Raw genomic sequence first — 20458 nt, 5'->3', positions numbered from 1 at the left:
GAACCCGACGCGGAAAGGGGGGAGACGCTGCCGCTGAAGACGAGCGGTGCGTCGGCGAGCGCATGCAGGGCGGCCGCGGCCTGCTCGCGGGTCATCGTCGTCTCGGTCTCGTTCTCGAACAGTTCGTCACCCATGTCCCCATTCGAGCGCGGGCCGCGGAGAAGGGGAAGGGGGTCGGGGAACGGCAGGGCGCCGGGCCCCTCGTGGGGTCCGGCGCCCTGCCGCTCGGTGTCGCCGTGTGTGGCGGCGTCGCCCGACACGCGCGTCGCGGGCCTGCTCAGCCCTGACGGTGGGTGCGGTAGTAGCGGATGAGTCCCTGCGTCGAGGGGTCCTGCGCCTCGAGGGCCTCGGTGTGGCCCGCGACGGCGGGGGTGATCTGCTGGGCGAGCTGCTTACCGAGCTCGACGCCCCACTGGTCGAAGGAGTCGATGCCCCACACGACGCCCTGCACGAACGTGATGTGCTCGTAGAGGGCGATGAGCTGGCCGAGGACGCTCGGGGTGAGCGCGGGCGCCATGATCGACGTCGTCGGCTTGTCGCCGTCGAACACCCGCGCGGGGACGACGGATTCCTCGGTGCCCTCGGCGCGGACCTCGTCGGCGGTCTTGCCGAACGCGAGCGCCGCCGTCTGCGCGAAGAAGTTCGCGAGGAACAGCTCGTGAACGTCGGCGTCGCCGTCCTTCAGCGGGTGCGCGGGCTCGGCGAACGCGATGAAGTCGGCGGGGACGACGCGGGTGCCCTGGTGGATGAGCTGGTAGAACGCGTGCTGGCCGTTCGTGCCCGGCTCGCCCCAGAAGACCTCGCCGGTGAGGCACGTGACGGGGGCGCCGTCCCAGCGCACCGACTTGCCGTTCGACTCCATCGTGAGTTGCTGGAGGTAGGCGGGGAAGCGGTGGAGGTACTGGCTGTAGGGGAGGACGGCGTGGGTCTCGGCCTCGAGGAAGTCGACGTTCCACACGTTGAGCAGGCCCATGAGGGCGGGGACGTTCTTCTCGAGCTCGGTGGTGCGAAAGTGCTCGTCCATCGCGTGGAAGCCGGCGAGGAGGTCGGCGAAGTTCGCGGGGCCGATCGCGATGGCGAGGACGGTGCCGATGGCGGAGTCGACGGAGTAGCGACCGCCGACCCAGTCCCAGAACCCGAACGCGTTCTCGGGGTCGATGCCGAAGTCGGCGACCTTGTCGAGGGCGGTGGAGACGGCGACGAAGTGCTTGGCGACGGCGTCGGCATGTTGCGCCTCACCGGAGATCACGCCGGCCTTCTCGAGGTTCTCGAGCAGCCAGGCCTTGGTGAGGCGGGCGTTCGTGAGGGTCTCGAGCGTCGTGAACGTCTTGCTCGCGACGATGAAGAGCGTCGTCTCGGCGTCGAGCCCGCGGGTGCTCTCGGCGACGTCGGTGGGGTCGATGTTGCTGATGAACCGACATTCGAGGCCCTCCTGCACGTAGGGCTGCAGGGCCTCGTAGACCATGACAGGGCCGAGGTCGGAGCCGCCGATGCCGATGTTGACGACGGTCTCGATGCGCTTGCCGGTGACGCCCGTCCACTCGCCCGAGCGGACCTTCTCGGCGAACGCGTAGACCTTGTCGAGGGTCGCGTGGACGTCCTCGTCGACGTTCTGGCCGTCGACGACGAGCTCCGGGGTCATGCCCTTCGGGCGGCGCAGGGCCGTGTGGAGAACGGAGCGGTTCTCGGTGACGTTGATGCGCTCGCCCGCGAACATCGCGTCGCGACGCTCGGTGAGCTTGACCTCCTGGGCGAGGTCGAGGAGGGCGGCGACGATGTCGTCGGTGACGAGGTTCTTGCTGAGGTCGACGAAGAGGTCGGCCGCGGTGAACGACAGGCGCTCGGCACGCTGCGGGTCCTGCTCGAACCAGCGGCGCAGATCGGGGTCCATGTGGAGTTCGAGCTCGGAGAGCTTCTCCCAGGCCGTGGTCTCTGTGGGGTCGATCGGCGTGGTCATGGAACGGGTTCCTCCTGGCGTCGCTACCGCGCCCGCGTCGAGCGCGTTCGCGGCCCAGCCTAGTTGCGGCGCTCAGCGCACGCGCCGTCGGCGGAGGAGACGCACCCAGAACGGGAGGACGACACCCCCGGTGAGGCCGAGGAGGGCCACCATCGCGGGGGGCGCACCCGCGCGGTATGCGTCGATGACATTCCCCAGGGCGAGCGCGGCGAACAAGGCCGCGAGGGCGAGGGGTGTCGATGGACGACGGACGTCTCCGGACGGTACGTCTCGTCGAGTCCTCGGCGGCCCTGTGCAGCCCGTCGCATGGGGCGCGTCACCCGTCGACGGAGATCGGCAGGTGTCGGGCGCCGAAGGAGCCGGCCTCCGGCTCGAACACGCCGGGGACGACGTGGCCGCAGCGGGGGCAGCGACCACGCCGGTGCGATTCGGCGGTGGGGTCGACCGCGAGGCGATAGGAGAGGACCCGGTAGCGGCCGCGCTCGACGAGGTCGAGGCCACAAACAGGGCACGCCGTCGCCTCGCCGTCGCGGTGGACGACGTTGCCCGTGTAGACGTACCGCTCACCGGCCGCGTGGGCGATGTCACGAGCCCGCAGCAGCGTCGCGAGCGGGGTGCGCTCGACCTCGGTCATCCGGTGGTCGGGGTGGAACGCGGAGAAGTGGTGCGGCACGTCCGGGCCGAGGTTCGCGACGCCCCAGCGGCACATCGCCTCGAGCTCGGCGTCGGAGTCGTTCGCGCCGGGGATGAGCAACGTCGTGAGTTCCACCCACACCCCGGTCGAGGCGAGATGGACGAGGGTGTCGAGGACCGTCGAGAGACGCGCGCCGGTGAGACGTCGGTAGAAATCCTCGGTGAACCCCTTGAGGTCGACGTTCGCCCGTACGTCGTGAGGACGAGCCCGTCCTCACTCCCGGCGCGCACGAAGCAGAACCCCCGTTGCCCCGGACGCAGACGGCACTCCCGCGGGCACAGGTCGCACTGCACCCGCCCGTCGTCGAGGTCGTGCAGTAGCGGGCGGGCGCCCCGTCGATCTCGTCCCCCACCTGTGGGCCGGGACCTGCGTCGAGACGATCGCGGGGCGGACTCACGACTCCTCCCAGGCGGTCACGGTGTACGTCGAGAGGAGGACGTCCTCGTCCCAGAAGTCCGGCGGCAGACCGGCCTTCGCCCGCAGGTGGGCGAGGAACGTCGCCGGGTCGGGCAGCTGCTCCCACACCTGCGGGAGGAACGTGCCGCGGCGCCGGCCGTGTTCGAGGATCACCCCGTCGATGCCGGGACGCAGCGCGGCGAGCGCCTCGCCCTCGTCCGCGACGAGCAGCGGGGCAGGAGCCGACAACACGGAGACCTCGATGACCGTGTCGTCGACCTTCTCGACGTCGAGGGGAGGGAACCGCGGGTCGCGGAACGCCGCGGAGGTCGCGTTGTCCTCGACGTCGTCACGCAGGCCCCGGTACGCCTCGAGCGACCCGATGCAGCCGCGCAATCGCCCCCCGAGGTGGAGCGTGACGAACGAGGCGCCGGGATCGGCCGACCACGCTGCGGCGTCGGTGGATTCGGGCACCACCGGGGGCGTCGCGTCGAGCCGTCGGGTGATCGCGCCGCGGGCGAGGGGGAGGAGGACGTCCCCGGCGTCCGCGGGGACGGGCACCGACGGGGCGCGGGACTCCCGGGAGCCGGTCATGCGCCCACCTCCGTCGTCGCCGACTCGCTGCTCGACGCCCCCGTCGAGAACGTCGCCGACGCGTATCCGACGACGCGGCGTCGATCGCCCGCGGTGTCGCCGGAGTTGCACGCCTCGACGATCCGAGGACGCAGCCCGTGCCGCCGTGCCCACGTGAGTGCACCGTCGAGGGGTGCGGCGCCGCAGGCCTGCTCGGGCAGGATCCTCGCGTCGAGGGCCTCGATCTGCGCGAGCGTGCCGGCGTCGACGCGTCGGGCATCGTCGTAGGGCAGGTAGTGGGAGAGGTCGGAGCTCACGACGACCATCGTCGCCTCGTCGTCCGCGCCGGAGGTCACGGCGTCGAGGACGTCGGCGACGGCCTTGGAGCCGACACCGCCGACAGCGAGCGGGAGGAGCGTGAACTCGCCGAGCACACGCTGCAGGAACGGCACGTGCACCTCGAGCGAGTGCTCCTGCGCGTGGGCGAGGCGGGAGTCGAGGAGCTGGGGGAACGAGGCCCGCAGCTCGGGGGAGAGCGGTTCGACGGGCACCTCACCCCACGGCGTCGCGAACGCGGCCGCCTCCGGGTGCGCGAGGCCCCGCACCGGCACCCGGTGCACGGGGCCGAGGAGGACGACGCGTGAGATGCGGTCGCGGCACGCCTCGACCCGCAGGTATCCGGCGGCGGCGGTCGGCCCGGAGTAGACGTACCCCGCGTGCGGCGCGAGAAGCGCCCGCACCGTGGCCGGGTCCTCCTCGGGCGCGGGCGGCACGCGCCGCCGTGCGTCGTCGAGCAGGCCGTCCACCGACGCGCGGAGGTCGTCGGGGTCGTCGTCGTAGAAGAGTCCCGCCACGGCGGGCGTGCGCACACCGGTCGTCATGGCCCCATGGTGCTCCCCGCGGATGCGCCTGTCGCGTCCGGCCGCCCGCGGACGTGACCGGGTGGACGGCGGAGTCCCGGCACAATGGAGCGGACAGCAACCGGAGGCGTGAGGAGGTCGGTCGACGTGATGCCGAGGAGTCGGGGTGCGCGGCACCGTCTCATCGCCGAGATCCTCGGCCGCCACGCGGTGCGCTCGCAGAACGACCTGCTCGACCTCCTCGCGGAGGAGGGCGTCGTCATCACCCAGGCCACGCTGTCGCGGGACCTCGTCGAGCTCGGCGCGGTCAAGGTGCGGCACGGACGCTCGCTCGTCTACGCACTGCCCGGCCTCGGCGGCGACGCGACCCCGCGTCCGGCCCCCGACTCACGGTTCGTCGAGGAGCGGATCCGCAAGGTGTGCACCGACCTGCTCGTCTCGGCCGTCGCGGCAGGGAATCAGGCCGTCCTGCGCACCCCGCCGGGGGCCGCGCAGTACCTCGCCTCCGCGCTCGACACGACGCCGGGCCTCGGCGTCCTCGGCACGATCGCGGGTGACGACACCGTCCTCCTCATCCTCGCCACGCCCGAGGATGCCGGGTCGTGCGTCGAGCGGCTCCTCACCCTGAGCAGCACCACCTGACCGCGAGGCCCCACCAGGAAGCGCGTCGCCCACCCGGGCCTCATCGACGGAGACGAGACGCCCGGGCACCGGTGGGGATCGCATCGATCCCCACCGGTGCCCCGGGCGTGGTCGGTCCCGATCACGGTCGGGAGTGGCTCACACGTCGAGCGTGAGTTCGTGTCGCGGGTTGAGATCGTCCGGCCCGCCGTAGTTGCCGCCGGGCGTGATGATCGTGCCCGCCTCGCCGTCGAGCATCCGCACCGCGTCGTCGAGGCGACCGATCGCCGCGAGGTCGCCGGTGAGCTCGACGAAGCGGCACGCCGCCTCGATCTTCGGGCCCATCGACCCCGCCGGCGCACCGAGGCTCCGCAGGAACGCCGGCGTCGTCGTCGTGATGGGCTCGGCGTGGTCGGTGCCGAAGTCCTTCATCACGTTGGGCACGTCGGTGAGGATGATGAGCGCGTCGGCCTCGAGCGCTTCGGCGAGACGCCCCGCGGCGAGGTCCTTGTCGATGACGGCCTCGACGCCCTTGAGCTTGCCGCGCTCGTCACGGACGACGGGGATGCCGCCGCCGCCCGAGCACACGACGACCGCACCCGAGCTCAGCAGGAGCCGGATGATGCGGGTCTCGACGACCCGCTCCGGCGTGGGGGAGGCGACGACGCGACGCCACTTGTCGCCGTCCTGCTTGACGACCCAGCCCATCTCCTCGGCCTTGGCCTTGGCGGTCTCCTCGTCGTACACCTCGCCGACGAACTTCGTCGGGTTGTCGAACGCCGGGTCGTGCGCCATGACGAGGGTCTGGTTGACGAGGGACGCCACCTGGCGGCCGGGCAGGTTGTTCTGCAGCGACTGGAGCAACCAGTAGCCGATCATTCCCTGCGTCTCTGCCCCGATCGTGTCGAGCGGGTAGGCGTGGGTCAGCGACGGATCCTTCGCCGACTCGAGCGCGAGAACCCCCACCTGCGGCCCGTTGCCGTGCGTGATGACGAGCTCGTGCTCCTTCGCCAGGGGCGCGAGCGACTTCATCGCCTTCTCGGCGTTCGCCCGCTGCGTCTCCGCATCCGGCTTCTGACCACGTTCGAGGAGGGCGTTGCCGCCCAGGGCGACGACGATCCGCATGTCAGGCCCCCAGGGTGGCGACCATGACGGCCTTGATCGTGTGCATGCGGTTCTCGGCCTGGTCGAACACGATGGACGCGTCGGACTCGAAGACCTCGTCGGTGACCTCGAGGGCCTCCATGCCGGTCGTGGAGTAGATGTCCTCGCCGACCTTCGTGTTGCGGTCGTGGAACGCCGGCAGGCAGTGCATGAACTTGACGTCCGGGTTGCCGGTCTTCTTCATGAGCTCGGCGTTGATCTGGTAGTCCTTCAGCAGCGCGATGCGCTCGTCCCAGACCTCCTTGGGCTCACCCATCGACACCCACACGTCGGTGTAGACGAAGTCGACGCCCTCGACGCCCTTGGCGACGTCGTCGGTGACCATGATGCGCGCGCCGGTCCTCTCGGCGAGCTTCTTCGCCATCGAGACGATCTCGTCGCCGTTCTGCAGCTCCTTCGGGGCCACCATGCGCACGTCCATGCCGGCGAGGGCACCCGCGACGAGGAGGGAGTTGCCGACGTTGTTGCGCGCGTCGCCGAGGTAGGCGTACGCGATCTGGCTCTGCGGCCTGTCGGAGTGCTCGATCATCGTGAGCTGGTCGGCGAGCATCTGGGTGGGGTGCCACTCGTCGGTGAGGCCGTTCCACACGGGGACGCCCGCGAACTCGCCGAGGGTCTCGACGTACTCCTGCTTGGAGCCGCGGTACTCGATGCCGTCGTACATGCGGCCCAGCACGCGCGCGGTGTCCTTCATCGACTCCTTGTGGCCGATCTGGCTGCCGCTCGGGTCGAGGTAGGTGACGCCGGCGCCCTGGTCGTAGGCGGCGACCTCGAACGCGCAGCGGGTACGGGTGGACGTCTTCTCGAAGATGAGCGCGACGTTCTTGCCCGCGAGGCGCTTCTGCTCGGTGCCCGCGTACTTGGCGGCCTTGAGGTCGGCCGAGAGCTTGAGGAGGTACGTCCACTCCGCGGGAGTGAAGTCGATCTCCTTGAGGAAGTTGCGGTTGCGCAGGTTGAAAGCCATGTCAGATGTCCTCTCGTTCGATGGGGCAGCTCATGCAGCGGGGGCCGCCGCGGCCACGGCCGAGTTCACCACCGGCGATGGTGTGCACCTCGACCCCGTGCGCGCGGAGGTAGTCGTTCGTCACGGTGTTGCGCTCGTAGGCGACGACGACGCCGGGACGGACGGTGAGCACGTTGCAGCCGTCGTCCCACTGCTCGCGTTCGGCGTTGCCGAGGCTCTGCGGTGCCGTGAAGGTGCGGATCTCGTCGATGCCGAGGGCGGCACCGATGGCCTTGTGCATGTCCTCGGGGGCGTGCTCGGTGACGCGGAACCCGTGGGGGGTGTCGTCGGGTTCGAGGGTGTAGGAGGGCAGCATGCCGAGGCCGGCGTACTTCGTGAAGGAGTGGTCGTCGACCATCGACATCACCGTGTCGAGGTGCATGACGGCGCGGTACTTCGGCATCTGGAGGCCGACGACCTTCGTCGCGGCACCCTTGGCGAAGAGCTGTTGGGCGAGACGTTCGACGGCCTGCGGGGTGGTGCGTTCGCTCATGCCGACGAGGACGACGCCGCGGCCGAGGACGTGGACGTCGCCGCCCTCCATCGTCGCGAGGCCGGTGCCGAGCCCGCCGCCCCAGAACTCGAACGAGGTCGACTCGTGGGAGAGCTGGGGGTGGAAGCGGTAGATCGCCTCGTAGTTCACCGACTCGCGCATGCGGGCGACCATCCGCATCGAGTTGACCGACACCCCGCCGTACACCCAGCAGGACGTGTCGCGGGTGAAGAGGTGGTTGGGGAGCGGGGCGAGGAGGTAGTCGCTGCCCGCATGGGTCTTGAGGACCATCGACTGGGGGTCGTGGTCGACCCGTTCGAGGGCCTCCTCCTTGGAGAGTCCGCCGATGAGGGCCTGGGCCAGCTCGCCGCTCGACATGCCGTCGAGGACGGACATGAGGGGGTCGATCGCCGCCGGGCCGAACACCTGGGAGTCGAGGAGGGAGGTGAGGAGGAACTTCCGCGCCGCGGGCACGTCCATCGTCTCGGTGAGGAGCCGGTCGAGGTAGAGCACCTCGACGCCGAGCCCGCGGAGCACCTCGGCGAACTCGTCGTGCTCCTCCTGCGCGCGGGGCACCCAGGGCAGTTCGTCGAAGAGGAGCGTGTCCTTGTTCGACGGGGTGAGGCGGGAGAGTTCGATGCCGGGCCGGTGGAGGACGACCCGCTTCAGCTGCCCGACCTCCGATCCCACGTAGGCCTTGCTCATGGATGACACCTCTCTCTCGCCGCGACGGGGTCGTGCGGCGTCGTTCGTCTGAGGGAGGGGCGCACGCGCCGCCGCCGTCCTCGTCGTCTGGTCCCCACGTCGTCGCGCACCGCGTCGTGCTCGTCGATGTGGGATCGCTCACCGTCGACGGTAGGGGGCTCGGAGAGGCGGAGGGGTGGGTTTGACGGAACCTCCGCGGGCGGGGTGAGTGGGCATGCACGCGGGGGAGGTGCCTGCCGGGGACCCCGCGGATACTCATGCAGCGCCCGGCATCCGCACCAAGAGTGATCCTCGTCACACGCTTCGAGGTGCGGGTCGCATCCTGCCGTCCGCCGCACCGCTCGGGGCCCTCCCCGCCCCGGACACGACACCGCCCGGCCACGAGGTGGTCATGGCCGGGCGGTGGCGCGAGGCGGGCGCGTCAGGTCGACGCGACGCGCCCGCGTCGGGTCATTCGGACTGCTGCGGCAGCTCGGGGCGGCCGGCGCTCTGGTCGAGCTGAACATCCTCGACGACCGTGTCGCCGAGGATGTTCGTCGCCGACTGCGGCCACGCGAAGTAACGGAACGCGGTGTTGACCATCGCCTGGAGGCGGTTGCGGCCACCGAGGAGGGTGGCGAGGTGAACGCCCACCCACAGCGCCCACGCGGGGAAGCCGGTGACGGTGCGGCCGGAGGGGAACTGGGCGACGGCGGCGTTGCGGCCGATCGTCGCCATCGTGCCCTTGTCGTCGTAGCCGAACGGCGTGGGCGGCAGGCCCTTGTCGGCGGCGACGATCTCGCGGCCGACGTGGGAGCCCATCTGCATCGCCGGCTGCGCGAGCTGCGGAAGCGGACTGCCGGGCTCGATCGCCGCGTCGCCGATGGCGTAGATGTCGGGGTGGCCCTTGACCTGGAGGTTGGGCTCGACCTCGATGCGGCCGCCCCGGCCCTGCGGCATGCCCCACTCGGACACCTCGGGGTGGGCGCCGAACCCGGAGGCCCAGATGACGAGGTCGACGTCCATCGTCGAGCCGTCGGCGAAGTCGACGGAGTCGGGACGGACCTCCTTGACCGCGGTGCCGAGACGGATGTCGACGCCACGCTTGCGGAGCTGGTGGAGCGTGTAGCGCTGCAGGCGCGGGTCGAACGGGGCGACGAGCGTATCGGCCATCTCGGCGAGGACGACGCGGAAGCTGTCCTGGCTGAGCTCGGGGTAGACGACCGGGATCGCCTCGGACTTCATCTCGGCGAGGGTGCCCGCCATCTCGACACCGGTGGCGCCGCCACCGACGACGAGGACCGTGAAGCGGCGCTCACGGTCGGGCTGGGTCGTCATCTGCTCGAGGCCGGAGAAGAGGAGGTCGCGGACGGCGAGGGCCTCGGCCCGGGAGTAGATCGTGCGGGCGTTCTCCTTGGCGCCGGGGATGCCGAAGAAGTTCGGCCCGGCGCCCTGGGCGAGGACGAGGGTGTCGTAGGGGATGGGTTCCCCGCGATTGGTGAGGACGCGCTTGTTCTCGGTGTCGATGCCGGTGACGGTCGCGCGGCGGAACTTCGTGCGCCCCTTGGAACGGGAGACGAACCGACGCAGCGGGAACGCGATGTCGCCGGGGTTGAGGCCGCCGGTGGCGACCTGGTACAGCAGCGGCTGGAACGTCGTGTACGGGTGACGGTCGACGAGCGTGACCTCGTAACCGGCCTCGGCCAGCTCGTGGTAGGCGTGCTGGCCGGCGAATCCGGCTCCGACGATGACGACGCGGGATGCCATGGGCCCTCCTGGGGAGACGAGACGGACGGGCTCGGCATCGAACCCGTGGTGCGGTGGGGCGTCCACGACCGGGTCGACGGGGTGGTGCGGTGCGCGCCGATGCGCTCCGTCGTCCCGTGGCCGTGGCGAATGGTGCGGGGCGGGGGGACGTCGTGTCCCGGCCGCTGGACGGGACCTCGGTCCCTCTACCTCAACAGTAGGACCTCCGTTCGTCTTCCTCACCGGGGGTGGGCCGCGGACGTCCGACGCGGGGGGTAGGCTTCGAGCCGTTCGACGTCCTTTAACCACCGTCCTGTGAGGCGGGGAAGGAGGTCAGGCGCGGTGACGCGACCCGACTCAGCACAGACCCCATCGGTGAACGAGAGGGGGGCTGAGTCGCTTTCCACCGCGGCCTCGGCCTCCGAGAGCACGAACCGGGCTCCCGACAGGGGCGCTCCCGAGAACAGCCGGGTGGTGCTCGGCTCCGACGAGATCAGCCGTGCCCTGCGCCGCATGGCGCACGAGGTGCTCGAGGGCAACAAGGGCGGTGAGGACCTCGTCGTCCTCGGCATCCCCACCCGCGGTGTGCCGCTCGCGAGGCGCCTCGCCGCCCTCATGAGCGAGGTCGAGGGGCGGGAGATCCCCGTCGGCACCCTCGACATCACCCTCTACCGCGACGACCTGCGCCGTAACCCCACGCGCCGCATGGAGCCGACGACGATCCCCGACGGCGGCATCGACGACAAGGTCGTCGTGCTCGCCGACGACGTCCTCTACTCCGGCCGCACCATCCGCGCCGCGCTCGACGCCCTCGGCGACATCGGCCGCCCCCGCGCGGTGCGCCTCGCGGTCCTCGTGGACCGCGGCCACCGCGACCTGCCCATCCGCGCCGACCACGTCGGCAAGAACCTGCCCACCTCCAGCCGCGAGCGCGTCCACGTCGCCCTCAGCGAGCGCGACGGCGACGACCAGGTCACGATCTCCGGAGGCGACCGCTGATGAAGCTGCCCCACCTGCTCACCGTCGACGGTCTCAGCCGCTCGCAGATCACGACGCTGCTCGACACGGCCGTCGAGATGGAGGCCGTCGGCCACCGCGAGGTCAAGAAGATCCCCGCGCTGCGCGGCGTGACGATCGTCAACGCCTTCTTCGAGGACTCCACCCGCACGCGAATGAGCTTCGACCTCGCGGCCAAGCGTCTCTCGGCCGACACGATGGCGTTCTCCTCCAAGGGGTCCTCGACGGCGAAGGGCGAGTCGCTCCGCGACACCGTCCTCACGATCGCCGCGATGGGCGTCGACGGCTTCGTCATCCGCCACATGGGATCCGGTGCGCCCCAGCGTGCGATGGACTGGACGGGACTGCCCGTCGTCAACGCCGGTGACGGCATGCACGGCCACCCCACCCAGGCCCTCCTCGACGCGTACGCCATGCGCCAGAAGCTCGGCGACCTCGAGGGCAAGCACGTCGCCATCGTCGGCGACCTGTTCCACTCCCGCGTCGTGCGGTCCAACCTCACGTGTCTGCGCACCCTCGGCGCCAAGGTCACCCTCGTCGCGCCGCCGACCCTGCTCCCGCAGGGCATCCGCGAGTGGCCGAACGTCGACGACGGCGTGGCGATCACCACGCACCTCGACGACGTCGTCCCCACGGTCGACGCGCTCATGATGCTGCGCGTCCAGCGCGAGCGGATGAGCGGCGGGTTCTTCCCCAGCGAGGCCGAGTACACCGACGGCTGGGGCCTCACCCGCGAGCGCCTCACACGCCTCCCCGAGCACGCCGTCATCTGTCACCCCGGCCCGATGAACCGCGGACTCGAGATCGCCCCCGAGGCCGCCGACAACGCGAGGTCGCTCATCCTCGATCAGGTCAACGCCGGTGTGAGCGTCCGCATGGCCGTGCTCTTCCACATCTTCGCCGGCGACCCGACGCCGGACGCCGCGCCCGCGAACGACAGCACCCCGGCCGCCGCCGGCAACGAGAACGAGGGGTCCAAGTGAGCCACAACGACAACGGAACGCTGCTCGTCACCGGCGCCGACGTCCTCGGCGGGGGTTGCCGCACCGACCTCCTCGTCGAGGACGGCGTCATCCGGCAGATGGGGGAGGGCCTCTCCGCCCCCGAGGGTGCGCAGGTCGTCGACGCAGCCGGCGCCGTCCTCCTGCCCGGGTTCGTCGACCCGCACACCCACCTTCGTGAGCCAGGCCGGGAGGACACCGAGACGATCGCCTCCGGCGCCCGCGCTGCGGCCGTCGGCGGGTACACCGCCGTCATGGCGATGGCGAACACGACGCCGGTCACCGACTCGGCCGTCGCCGCCGAGTGGGTGTACGACAAGGGGCAGCAGGCGCCGCACGTCGACGTCTTCCCCGTGGGCGCCGTCACCAAGGGGCTGAAGGGTGAGGAACTCGCCGAACTCGGCCTCATGCACCGCAGCCGCGCCGGCGTGCGCATGTTCAGCGACGACGGCAAGTGCGTCCACGACCCGCTGCTCATGCGCCGGGCGCTGGAGTACGTCACCGACTTCGGCGGCGTCGTCGCCCAGCACGCGCAGGATCCGCGCCTCGCGCCGCACACCGCGTGCTGCCATGAGGGCCCCTACTCGGGACGCCTCGGCCTGCCGGGCTGGCCCGCCGTGGCCGAGGAGTCGATCATCGCCCGCGACATCATGCTCGCGAAGGCCACCGGCTCCCGCCTCCACGTCTGCCACGTCTCCACCGCGGGCTCCGTCGAGCTCATCCGGTGGGGCAAGTCGACGGGTGTCGACGTCACCGCCGAGGCGACGCCGCACCACCTCGCGCTCACCGTCGCCGAGCTCGAGGGCTACGACAGCGTCTACAAGGTCAACCCGCCGCTGCGTGCGATGGAGGACGTCGAGGCCCTCCGCGCCGGTCTCGCCGACGGCACGATCGACGTCGTCGGCACCGACCACGCCCCCCACGGTCTCCACGACAAGCAGCACGACTTCGAGATCGCGGCGTTCGGCATGCTCGGCCTCGAGACGGCCCTCTCCGTCGTCTCGACGCACCTCGTCTCCACCGGCCGCATGAGTTGGGCCGACGTCGCCCAGGCGATGTCGGTGCGGCCGGCGCGTCTCGCCGGTCTCGAGGGTCACGGCCGCCCGATCGAGGTCGGTGAGCCCGCCAACCTCACGCTCGTCGCCCCCGCCGCCACCGTCACGGTCGACCGCGACGAGAGCGAGTCGCGCTCCCGCAACAACCCCTGGCACGGCCGCGAGCTCACCGGCCGCGTCGTCGCGACGATCCTGCGGGGCCGCCCGACGTTCCTCCACGGCGCCGTCACCGACCTCGCCTCCGAGAGCACGGTGAACGCCCGATGACCACCGACGTCAACCGGTTCCACACCCGCACCCCCGCCCTCCTCGTCCTCGAGGACGGCCGCACGTTCCGCGGCGAGGCCTACGGCGCCTTGGGGGAGACCGTGGGCGAGGCCGTCTTCTCCACCGGCATGAGCGGTTACCAGGAGACCCTCACCGACCCGAGCTTCCACCGCCAGGTCGTCGTCATGACGGCCCCGCACATCGGCAACACCGGGGTCAACGACGAGGACACCGAGTCCGCCCGTATCTGGGTGAGCGGGTACGTCGTGCGCGACCCTGCGTTGCGGCCCTCGAACTGGCGCAGCCGGCGCACGCTCGAGGACGACCTGCGTGAGCAGGGCGTCGTCGGCATCAGCGGCATCGACACCCGCGCACTCACGCGCCACCTGCGCGAGTCCGGCGCGATGCGCGTCGGCATCTTCTCGGGCCGCGCGCTCGAGGAGAGCACCGACGGGCTCCTCGCCCGCGTCCGCGAGACGCCCGCGATGGCCGGGTCGGCGCTCGCCGCCGAGGTGAGCACGACCGAGGCGTACGTCGTGCCCGCGGAGGGCGACCGGCGGTTCTCCGTCGCCGCACTCGACCTCGGGATCAAGGCGAACACCCCCCGCCTGCTCGCGCAGCGCGGCATCGACGTCCACGTCATGCCGGCGGGCACGACGTTCGTGCAGATCCGCGAGCTCGACGTCGACGGCGTGTTCTTCTCCAACGGCCCCGGCGACCCGGCCACCGCCGACGCCGAGGCGGAGCTCCTGCGGCAGGTACTCGAGGCGCGCATCCCGTTCTTCGGCATCTGCTTCGGCAACCAGATCCTCGGTCGCGCCCTCGGGCTAGGCACGTACAAGCTCAAGTACGGCCACCGCGGCATCAACCAGCCGGTCCTCGACCGCGCCACGGGCCGCGTCGAGATCACCGCGCAGAACCACGGGTTCGCCGTCGAGTGGCCGAACGCGGAACTCACCCCGATCGACACGGAGTTCGGCCGCGTCGAGGTGAGCCACGTGTGCCTCAACGACGACGTCGTCGAGGGCCTGCGTCTCCTCGACCGTCCGGCGTTCTCGGTGCAGTACCACCCCGAGGCCGCCGCCGGACCCCACGATTCCGAATACCTCTTCGACCGGTTCGTCGACCTCATGGTCGGCGTCGGCACCGACGACCGAAAGCACGAGGACGCCTGATGCCCAAGAGGAACGACATCCGAAGCGTCCTCGTCATCGGATCGGGGCCCATCGTCATCGGTCAGGCGGCCGAATTCGACTACTCCGGCACCCAGGCGTGCCGTGTGCTGCGCAGTGAGGGCCTGCGGGTCATCCTCGTCAACAGCAACCCGGCGACGATCATGACCGACCCCGAGATCGCCGACGCGACCTACGTCGAGCCGATCGAGGTGGGCATCCTCGAGAAGATCATCGCCAAGGAACGGCCCGACGCCGTCCTCGCGACCCTCGGTGGACAGACGGCGCTCAACGCCGCCATCGCCCTCCACGAGCAGGGGATCCTCGAGAAGTACGGTTGCCCGCTCATCGGCGCCAACGTCGACGCGATCCAGCTCGGCGAAGACCGGGAGGCGTTCAAGGGCGTCGTCGAGCGATGCGGCGCGGAGTCGGCGAAGAGCCGCATCTGCCACACGATGGACGAGGTGTGGGCCGCGGCCGACGAGCTCGGCTACCCGATGGTCGTCCGCCCGAGCTTCACGATGGGTGGTCTCGGCTCCGGGTTCGCCTACACCCCGGAGGACCTCGAGCGGTACGCCGGTGGCGGTCTGCACGACTCGCCGACGAACTCCGTCCTCCTGGAGGAGTCGATCCTCGGGTGGAAGGAGTACGAGCTCGAGGTCATGCGCGACCACGCCGACAACGTCGTCATCGTGTGCTCCATCGAGAACCTCGACCCGATGGGCGTCCACACCGGCGACTCGATCACCGTCGCGCCCGCGCTCACCCTCACCGACCGCGAGTACCAGCGCCTCCGCGACGTCGCGATCGACGTCATCCGCGAGGTCGGCGTCGACACCGGCGGCTGCAACATCCAGTTCGCCGTCAACCCCGACGACGGACGCGTCATCGTCATCGAGATGAACCCGCGCGTCTCCCGCAGTTCGGCGCTCGCGTCGAAGGCGACGGGGTTTCCCATCGCGAAGATCGCCGCGAAGATGGCGATCGGCTACACCCTCGACGAGGTCCGCAACGACATCACCGAGGTGACGCCCGCGAGCTTCGAGCCGACGCTCGACTACGTCGTCGTGAAGGTGCCCCGGTTCGCGTTCGAGAAGTTTCCCTCCGCCGACCCGACGCTCACGACGACGATGAAGTCCGTCGGCGAGGCGATGGCCATCGGCCGCAACTTCACCGAGGCCCTGCAGAAGGCGCTCCGCTCGATCGAGAAGAAGGGCGGCTCGTTCTCGTGGAAGCGGGGCACCCGCCCGAGCCGTGAGCAGGCGCTCGCGCTCCTCCAGGAGGCCGTCACCCCCACCGACGGACGTCTCCTCCTCGTGCAGCAGGCGTTGTGGGGCGGCTGCACCGTCGAGGAGGTCCACGACGCCACCGGCATCGACCCGTGGTTCCTCGACCAGATCGACCTGCTCAACGACCTCGCCGACCACCTCGGCGAGTCGGTGACGCACGGGCGCTCGCTGTCGCCGGAGGTCCTCGGCCTCGCCAAGCGGCACGGGTTCTCCGACGCGCAGATCGGTGAGATCACGGGGATGAAGGAGGACGTCGTCCGCGGCGTCCGCCACGCCCTCGGCCTGCGACCCGTCTACAAGACGGTCGACACGTGTGCGGCCGAGTTCGCCGCCCGCACGCCGTACCACTACTCGTCCTACGACCTCGAGACCGAGGTGGCGCCGCGGGCCAGACCGGCCGTCGTCATCCTCGGCTCCGGGCCCAACCGCATCGGTCAGGGCGTCGAGTTCGACTACAGCTGCGTCCACGCGAGCTTCGCCCTGCGCGACGCCGGATTCGACACGGTCATGGTCAACTGCAACCCCGAGACGGTCTCGACCGACTACGACACCTCGAGCCGCCTCTACTTCGAGCCGCTCACGCTCGAGGACGTCCTCGAGGTCGTCCATGCCGAGCAGGTTGCGGGTCCCGTCGCGGGCGTCATCGTCCAGCTCGGCGGCCAGACCCCGCTCGGCCTCGCGGCGGCGCTCAAGGCCGAGGGCGTCCCGATCGTCGGCACCTCCCCGGAGGCCATCGACCGCGCCGAGGACCGTGGCGCGTTCGGACGGATCCTCGCCGAGGCGGAGCTCCCCGCACCGCGGCACGGCATCGCGTACGCGGCCGACGAGGCCATCGAGATCGCCCGCGGCATCGGTTACCCGGTGCTCGTGCGTCCGAGCTACGTCCTCGGCGGCCGGGGCATGGAGATCGTCTACGACGACTCGACGCTCACCCGCTACATCGACAACGCGACGACGCTCGCCCAGGGAGACACGGCGCACCCGGTCCTCATCGACCGGTTCCTCGACGACGCGGTCGAGATCGACGTCGACGTCCTCTACGACGGCCGTGACATGTACCTCGGCGGGATCATGGAACACATCGAGGAGGCCGGCATCCACTCCGGCGACTCGGCGTGCGTCCTCCCGCCGGTGACGCTCGGCCCGGGTGAGCTCGAGCGGGTGCGAGAGTCCTCCCGTCGTCTCGCCGAAGGCATCGGCGTCCACGGCCTCATGAACGTCCAGTTCGCCCTCACCGGCGACGTGCTCTACGTCCTCGAGGCCAACCCGCGTGCCTCGCGCACGGTGCCGTTCGTCGCCAAGGCGACGGGCGTCCCCCTCGCGAAGGCCGCGGCCCGCATCATGCTCGGCGCGAGCATCGCCGACCTCCGCACGGAGGGTCTCCTGCCCGCCGAGGGCGACGGTGGCCGCATGCCGATCGACGCGCCCGTCTCCGTCAAGGAGGCGATCCTGCCGTTCAAGCGGTTCCGCACCGCCGAGGGCGGCGTCGTCGACGCCCTCCTCGGCCCCGAGATGCGCTCCACGGGCGAGGTCATGGGCATCGACCACGACTACGGCGCCGCGTTCGCCAAGACGCAGCTCGGGTCGTTGTGGGGCCTTCCCACCTCGGGCCGGATCTTCGTGTCGATGGCGAACCGCGACAAGCGCGCGATGGTGTTCCCCGTCAAGCGGCTCGCCGAGCTCGGCTTCGAGATCCTCGCGACCGAGGGCACCGCCGAGGTCCTCCACCGCAACGGCATTCCCTCCACGGTCGTGCGCAAGCACTCCCAGGGAGCGGGTCGGGACGGCGAACCGACGATCGTCGAGCAGATCCTCGCCGGCGAGGTCGACATGGTCGTCAACACGCCCGGCAGCGGCGACGCCCGCCGCGACGGGTACACGATCCGCACGGCGACGACGAGCATGGACCGCCCGATCATCACGACGGTCCAGCAGCTCGGTGCGGCGGTCCACGGCATCGAGGCGCTCATCGCGGGCGACCTCGGCGTGGCCTCGCTGCAGGAGCACGCGGACCACCTGCGCCACGTCCGTACGCAGAAGGAGACGTCATGACCGAGTCCGTCCCGGCCCCGACCCGCGAACGGGGGGAGAGCGGCGTGCGCCAGGTGCAGGCGCGCGTCGTCGCCACCCGGCGCGAGGGCGCCTACCAGTACATGACGTTCGCCGCGTCGGGCGTGCCCGGTCTCGCCCGGCCCGGCCAGTTCGTCGCGCTCACCGTCGGTGGCGACACCTCCTCGCTGCTCCTCCGCCGCAGCTTCTCCATCCACGCAGCGAGCCCGGCGAGCGAGGAGGGCGAGGAGGACATCCTCGACCTCGTCATCGCCCCGCACGCCCCGGGAACCGAATGGATCACGAGCCGGGAGGTCGGCGACGTCGTCGACCTCGTCGGCCCGCTCGGCCGCCCGTTCCCCATCCCGCGGGAGAAGGTCTCGTGCGTCCTCGTCGGTGGCGGCTACGGCAGCGCCGCGCTGTTCATGCTCGCGATGGCGCTGCGTGACCGAGGCTGCCACGTCGAGCTCGTCCTCGGCGCGGCGACGACGGACAAGCTCTTCGGCACATACAAGGCCGACCGGTACGCCGACGCCGTGACGATCACGACCGACGACGGCTCCGAGGGAACGAAGGGCTGGGTGAGTGACGTTCTCCCCGAGGTCATCGAGCGTTCCCAGGCCGCCGTCGTCTACGCGTGCGGGCCGATGGCGATGCTCGAGTCCGTCGGGCGCGTCGCCGCCGAGGCGGGCGCCGTGAGTCAGCTCGCCGTCGAGGAGGCCATGGCCTGCGGCGTCGGCGTCTGCATGACCTGCGTCATGCCCGTCGTCGGGAACGACGGCCTCACCCGCATGGTGCGGTCCTGCGTCGAGGGACCCGTCTTCCGCGGCGACCGGCTGCGGTGGGACGCGATCTCCGGCGGACGCTGCGTCGTCCCCGACGACGCCGTCGGCGCCCCCGTGCCGCAGATCCCCTCCACGCCCGTGCCCGGTGCCGAGGAGGCCGACCTCGCGGCGCAGACGCGCACCGCCCCCACAGACCTGCCCCAGGGATCGCCCGACGGGCCTCCCGAGACGGCGGTCCCCGACCCCTACGCCGCCGGCACGCCGGGGGAGACGTGGGCCGGTGAGGTCACGGGTGCTCCCGAGGTCGACGCGACACCGGGCGCCGACACGACGACGAAGGGCGGGCGCTGATGTTCGAGTGGCTCAAGGGTGAGAAGAGGGCCGAGCTGTCCCCGGTGACGGGTGTCGACGGGCGGACCGACGCCCCGGTCGGCGGCCGCCGCCGGCCCGAGACCGGGACGGCGAACCGTACCGGCGACCACGGCGGTGCCGACGCCGGCGACCGTCCCCGTACGCGGGAGGAGGAGATCGCCGAGGCGCTCGCCGCCGTCGACCTCTCCACCGACCTCTCCGCGCGTGTCCCCCTCGCCAACCCGATGATGACCGCCTCGGGCTGCGCCGCCAACGGCCGCGAACTCGACCGGTTCTTCGACATCACCGAGCTCGGCGCGTTCGTCACGAAGACCGTGATGGCGAACCCCCGCTCCGGTCGCGGCACGCCCCGCATGGCGGAGACGCCGTCGGGGATGCTCAACTCGATCGGGCTCCAGGGCCCCGGTATCGAGGCGTTCTGCGAACAGGACCTCCCGTGGCTCGCCGAACGCGGGGCCAAGGTGCTCGTGTCCATCGCAGGCGGCGACGCGGAGGAGTTCGCCTACGTCGCGGCCACCCTCCGCGACTGCGTGGCCGCCGAGGCCGTCGTCGGCGTCGAGGTCAACATCTCGTGCCCGAACGTCGCCAACCGCGGCCTCGTGTTCAGCTGCGACCCGGAGTCCTCCGCGCGCGTCGTCTCCGCCGTCGCCGCGCAGCTCCCGCCGGAGTGGCCCGCGTTCGCCAAGCTCACCGCCGACGTCACAGACATCGTCACGATCGCCCGTGCGGCGCTCGAGGCGGGGGCATCGGGGCTCACGGCGATCAACACCCTCCTCGGGCTGCGCATCGACACGACGGCGATGCGGCCCCACCTCGGCGGCATCACCGGCGGGCTCTCCGGCCCGGCGATCCGGCCGGTCGCCGTCCGCGCCGTGTGGCAGCTCCGCGCGGCGATGGAGACCGGAGCGCTCCCCCTCGCGCCGATCATCGGCGTCGGCGGCGTCGCGACCGGTGAGGACGCCCTCGAGTTCCTCGCCGCGGGTGCCTCCGCCGTCCAGGTGGGCACGGCGACGTTCCACGACCCCCAGGCCCCGAGGCGCGTCCGCGACGAGCTCGCGCTCGCCCTCCACCGCCGCGGCCTGGGTTCCGTCCGTGAAGTCGTCGGCGCGGCCCACGGCTGACCGGCGTTCCCGTCGACCCGTACGCGCGACGCGTCCGTCGCGAGGGCCCTCCTCGCTCGGACCGTCTGCGGCGGGTGACTCGGCCGGGAGACCCACCTGCCCGTCGTCCCGCGTCGCCGCCCTGCACGACGCCTCACCG

15 protein-coding genes and 1 pseudogene are annotated in these 20458 nt (G+C 71.2%); 8 read left to right on the top strand and 8 right to left on the bottom strand.

Features of this window, described 5'->3' with window-relative positions:
* Positions 1 to 277 precede the first annotated feature (277 nt).
* The 4 genes and pseudogenes from pgi to amrB form a co-directional block, all read right to left on the bottom strand.
* A complete protein-coding gene (gene pgi, locus MOPEL_RS13475; protein ID WP_009483429.1) occupies positions 278 to 1957 on the bottom strand; it encodes a glucose-6-phosphate isomerase in 1680 nt (559 codons plus the stop codon).
* Positions 1958 to 2273: 316 nt separating this feature from the next.
* Positions 2274 to 2825: pseudogene (locus MOPEL_RS13470) on the bottom strand (hypothetical protein); the annotation flags it as partial.
* Between the two features lie 219 nt (positions 2826 to 3044).
* Entirely contained in the window at positions 3045 to 3641 is a 597-nt protein-coding gene (gene amrA, locus MOPEL_RS13465) for an AmmeMemoRadiSam system protein A (RefSeq protein WP_009483427.1), read from the bottom strand.
* Entirely contained in the window at positions 3638 to 4501 is an 864-nt protein-coding gene (gene amrB / locus MOPEL_RS13460; RefSeq protein WP_040634549.1) for an AmmeMemoRadiSam system protein B, read from the bottom strand. The genes amrA and amrB overlap by 4 nt, the downstream gene beginning before the upstream one ends.
* Before the next feature lie 129 nt (positions 4502 to 4630).
* On the opposite strand from amrB, the gene MOPEL_RS13455 reads away from it, so the two are divergent.
* Complete coding sequence (locus tag MOPEL_RS13455) at positions 4631 to 5122, top strand: arginine repressor (RefSeq protein ID WP_009483425.1); 492 nt, start codon at positions 4631 to 4633, stop codon at positions 5120 to 5122.
* 138 nt (positions 5123 to 5260) lie between these two features.
* On the opposite strand, the gene arcC is transcribed toward MOPEL_RS13455, so the two are convergent.
* The 4 genes from arcC to MOPEL_RS13435 form a co-directional block, all read right to left on the bottom strand.
* A complete protein-coding gene (arcC, locus tag MOPEL_RS13450) occupies positions 5261 to 6226 on the bottom strand; it encodes a carbamate kinase (RefSeq protein ID WP_009483424.1) in 966 nt (321 codons plus the stop codon).
* Between the two features lies 1 nt (position 6227).
* The gene (gene argF, locus MOPEL_RS13445; protein WP_009483423.1) at positions 6228 to 7229 is read right to left on the bottom strand and encodes an ornithine carbamoyltransferase; all 1002 of its coding nucleotides are present in this window, start codon (positions 7227 to 7229) and stop codon (positions 6228 to 6230) included.
* 1 nt (position 7230) lies between these two features.
* Positions 7231 to 8466, bottom strand: coding sequence for an arginine deiminase (locus MOPEL_RS13440; protein ID WP_009483422.1), 1236 nt, complete (start codon positions 8464 to 8466; stop codon positions 7231 to 7233).
* A 450-nt stretch (positions 8467 to 8916) separates the two neighbouring features.
* Positions 8917 to 10212 carry an NAD(P)/FAD-dependent oxidoreductase gene (locus tag MOPEL_RS13435; protein WP_009483421.1) on the bottom strand — a complete coding sequence of 432 codons (1296 nt, stop codon included), beginning with the start codon at positions 10210 to 10212 and terminating at the stop codon, positions 8917 to 8919.
* 354 nt (positions 10213 to 10566) lie between these two features.
* On the opposite strand from MOPEL_RS13435, the gene pyrR reads away from it, so the two are divergent.
* The 7 genes from pyrR to MOPEL_RS13400 are packed head-to-tail and all read left to right on the top strand — an operon-like array spanning position 10567 to position 20319.
* Positions 10567 to 11190: a bifunctional pyr operon transcriptional regulator/uracil phosphoribosyltransferase PyrR gene (gene pyrR / locus MOPEL_RS13430; RefSeq protein ID WP_083841862.1), complete on the top strand. Its 624-nt coding sequence runs from the start codon at positions 10567 to 10569 to the stop codon at positions 11188 to 11190.
* Positions 11190 to 12191 (top strand): aspartate carbamoyltransferase catalytic subunit, encoded by a 1002-nt coding sequence (locus MOPEL_RS13425; RefSeq protein WP_009483418.1) that lies wholly within the window; start codon positions 11190 to 11192, stop codon positions 12189 to 12191. The genes pyrR and MOPEL_RS13425 overlap by 1 nt, the downstream gene beginning before the upstream one ends.
* Positions 12188 to 13531, top strand: a complete 1344-nt coding sequence (locus MOPEL_RS13420; protein WP_009483417.1) for a dihydroorotase — start codon at positions 12188 to 12190, stop codon at positions 13529 to 13531. The genes MOPEL_RS13425 and MOPEL_RS13420 overlap by 4 nt, the downstream gene beginning before the upstream one ends.
* Entirely contained in the window at positions 13528 to 14706 is a 1179-nt protein-coding gene (gene carA / locus MOPEL_RS13415; RefSeq protein ID WP_009483416.1) for a glutamine-hydrolyzing carbamoyl-phosphate synthase small subunit, read from the top strand. The genes MOPEL_RS13420 and carA overlap by 4 nt, the downstream gene beginning before the upstream one ends.
* Positions 14706 to 18044, top strand: coding sequence for a carbamoyl-phosphate synthase large subunit (gene carB / locus MOPEL_RS13410; RefSeq protein ID WP_009483415.1), 3339 nt, complete (start codon positions 14706 to 14708; stop codon positions 18042 to 18044). Before carA ends, carB begins: the two co-directional genes overlap by 1 nt.
* Positions 18041 to 19177: a dihydroorotate dehydrogenase electron transfer subunit gene (locus MOPEL_RS13405; RefSeq protein ID WP_009483414.1), complete on the top strand. Its 1137-nt coding sequence runs from the start codon at positions 18041 to 18043 to the stop codon at positions 19175 to 19177. Before carB ends, MOPEL_RS13405 begins: the two co-directional genes overlap by 4 nt.
* On the top strand, positions 19177 to 20319 hold the full coding sequence (locus MOPEL_RS13400; RefSeq protein ID WP_009483413.1) for a dihydroorotate dehydrogenase: 1143 nt from the start codon (positions 19177 to 19179) through the stop codon (positions 20317 to 20319). Before MOPEL_RS13405 ends, MOPEL_RS13400 begins: the two co-directional genes overlap by 1 nt.
* The last annotated feature ends 139 nt before the right edge of the window (positions 20320 to 20458 follow it).

Source organism: Mobilicoccus pelagius NBRC 104925, from assembly GCF_000247995.1.
Lineage (GTDB): Bacteria > Actinomycetota > Actinomycetes > Actinomycetales > Dermatophilaceae > Mobilicoccus > Mobilicoccus pelagius.
Note: the sequence above shows the minus strand (reverse complement) of the source record. Positions and strands in the feature narration are given on the sequence as shown.

Coding starts and splice junctions, on each gene's coding strand:
- pgi (WP_009483429.1), bottom strand. CDS start 1,957: ATGACCACGCCGATCGACCCCACAGAGACCACGGCCTGGGAGAAGCTC.
- amrA (WP_009483427.1), bottom strand. CDS start 3,641: ATGACCGGCTCCCGGGAGTCCCGCGCCCCGTCGGTGCCCGTCCCCGCG.
- amrB (WP_040634549.1), bottom strand. CDS start 4,501: ATGACGACCGGTGTGCGCACGCCCGCCGTGGCGGGACTCTTCTACGAC.
- MOPEL_RS13455 (WP_009483425.1), top strand. CDS start 4,631: ATGCCGAGGAGTCGGGGTGCGCGGCACCGTCTCATCGCCGAGATCCTC.
- arcC (WP_009483424.1), bottom strand. CDS start 6,226: ATGCGGATCGTCGTCGCCCTGGGCGGCAACGCCCTCCTCGAACGTGGT.
- argF (WP_009483423.1), bottom strand. CDS start 7,229: ATGGCTTTCAACCTGCGCAACCGCAACTTCCTCAAGGAGATCGACTTC.
- MOPEL_RS13440 (WP_009483422.1), bottom strand. CDS start 8,466: ATGAGCAAGGCCTACGTGGGATCGGAGGTCGGGCAGCTGAAGCGGGTC.
- MOPEL_RS13435 (WP_009483421.1), bottom strand. CDS start 10,212: ATGGCATCCCGCGTCGTCATCGTCGGAGCCGGATTCGCCGGCCAGCAC.
- MOPEL_RS13425 (WP_009483418.1), top strand. CDS start 11,190: ATGAAGCTGCCCCACCTGCTCACCGTCGACGGTCTCAGCCGCTCGCAG.
- carA (WP_009483416.1), top strand. CDS start 13,528: ATGACCACCGACGTCAACCGGTTCCACACCCGCACCCCCGCCCTCCTC.
- carB (WP_009483415.1), top strand. CDS start 14,706: ATGCCCAAGAGGAACGACATCCGAAGCGTCCTCGTCATCGGATCGGGG.
- MOPEL_RS13405 (WP_009483414.1), top strand. CDS start 18,041: ATGACCGAGTCCGTCCCGGCCCCGACCCGCGAACGGGGGGAGAGCGGC.
- MOPEL_RS13400 (WP_009483413.1), top strand. CDS start 19,177: ATGTTCGAGTGGCTCAAGGGTGAGAAGAGGGCCGAGCTGTCCCCGGTG.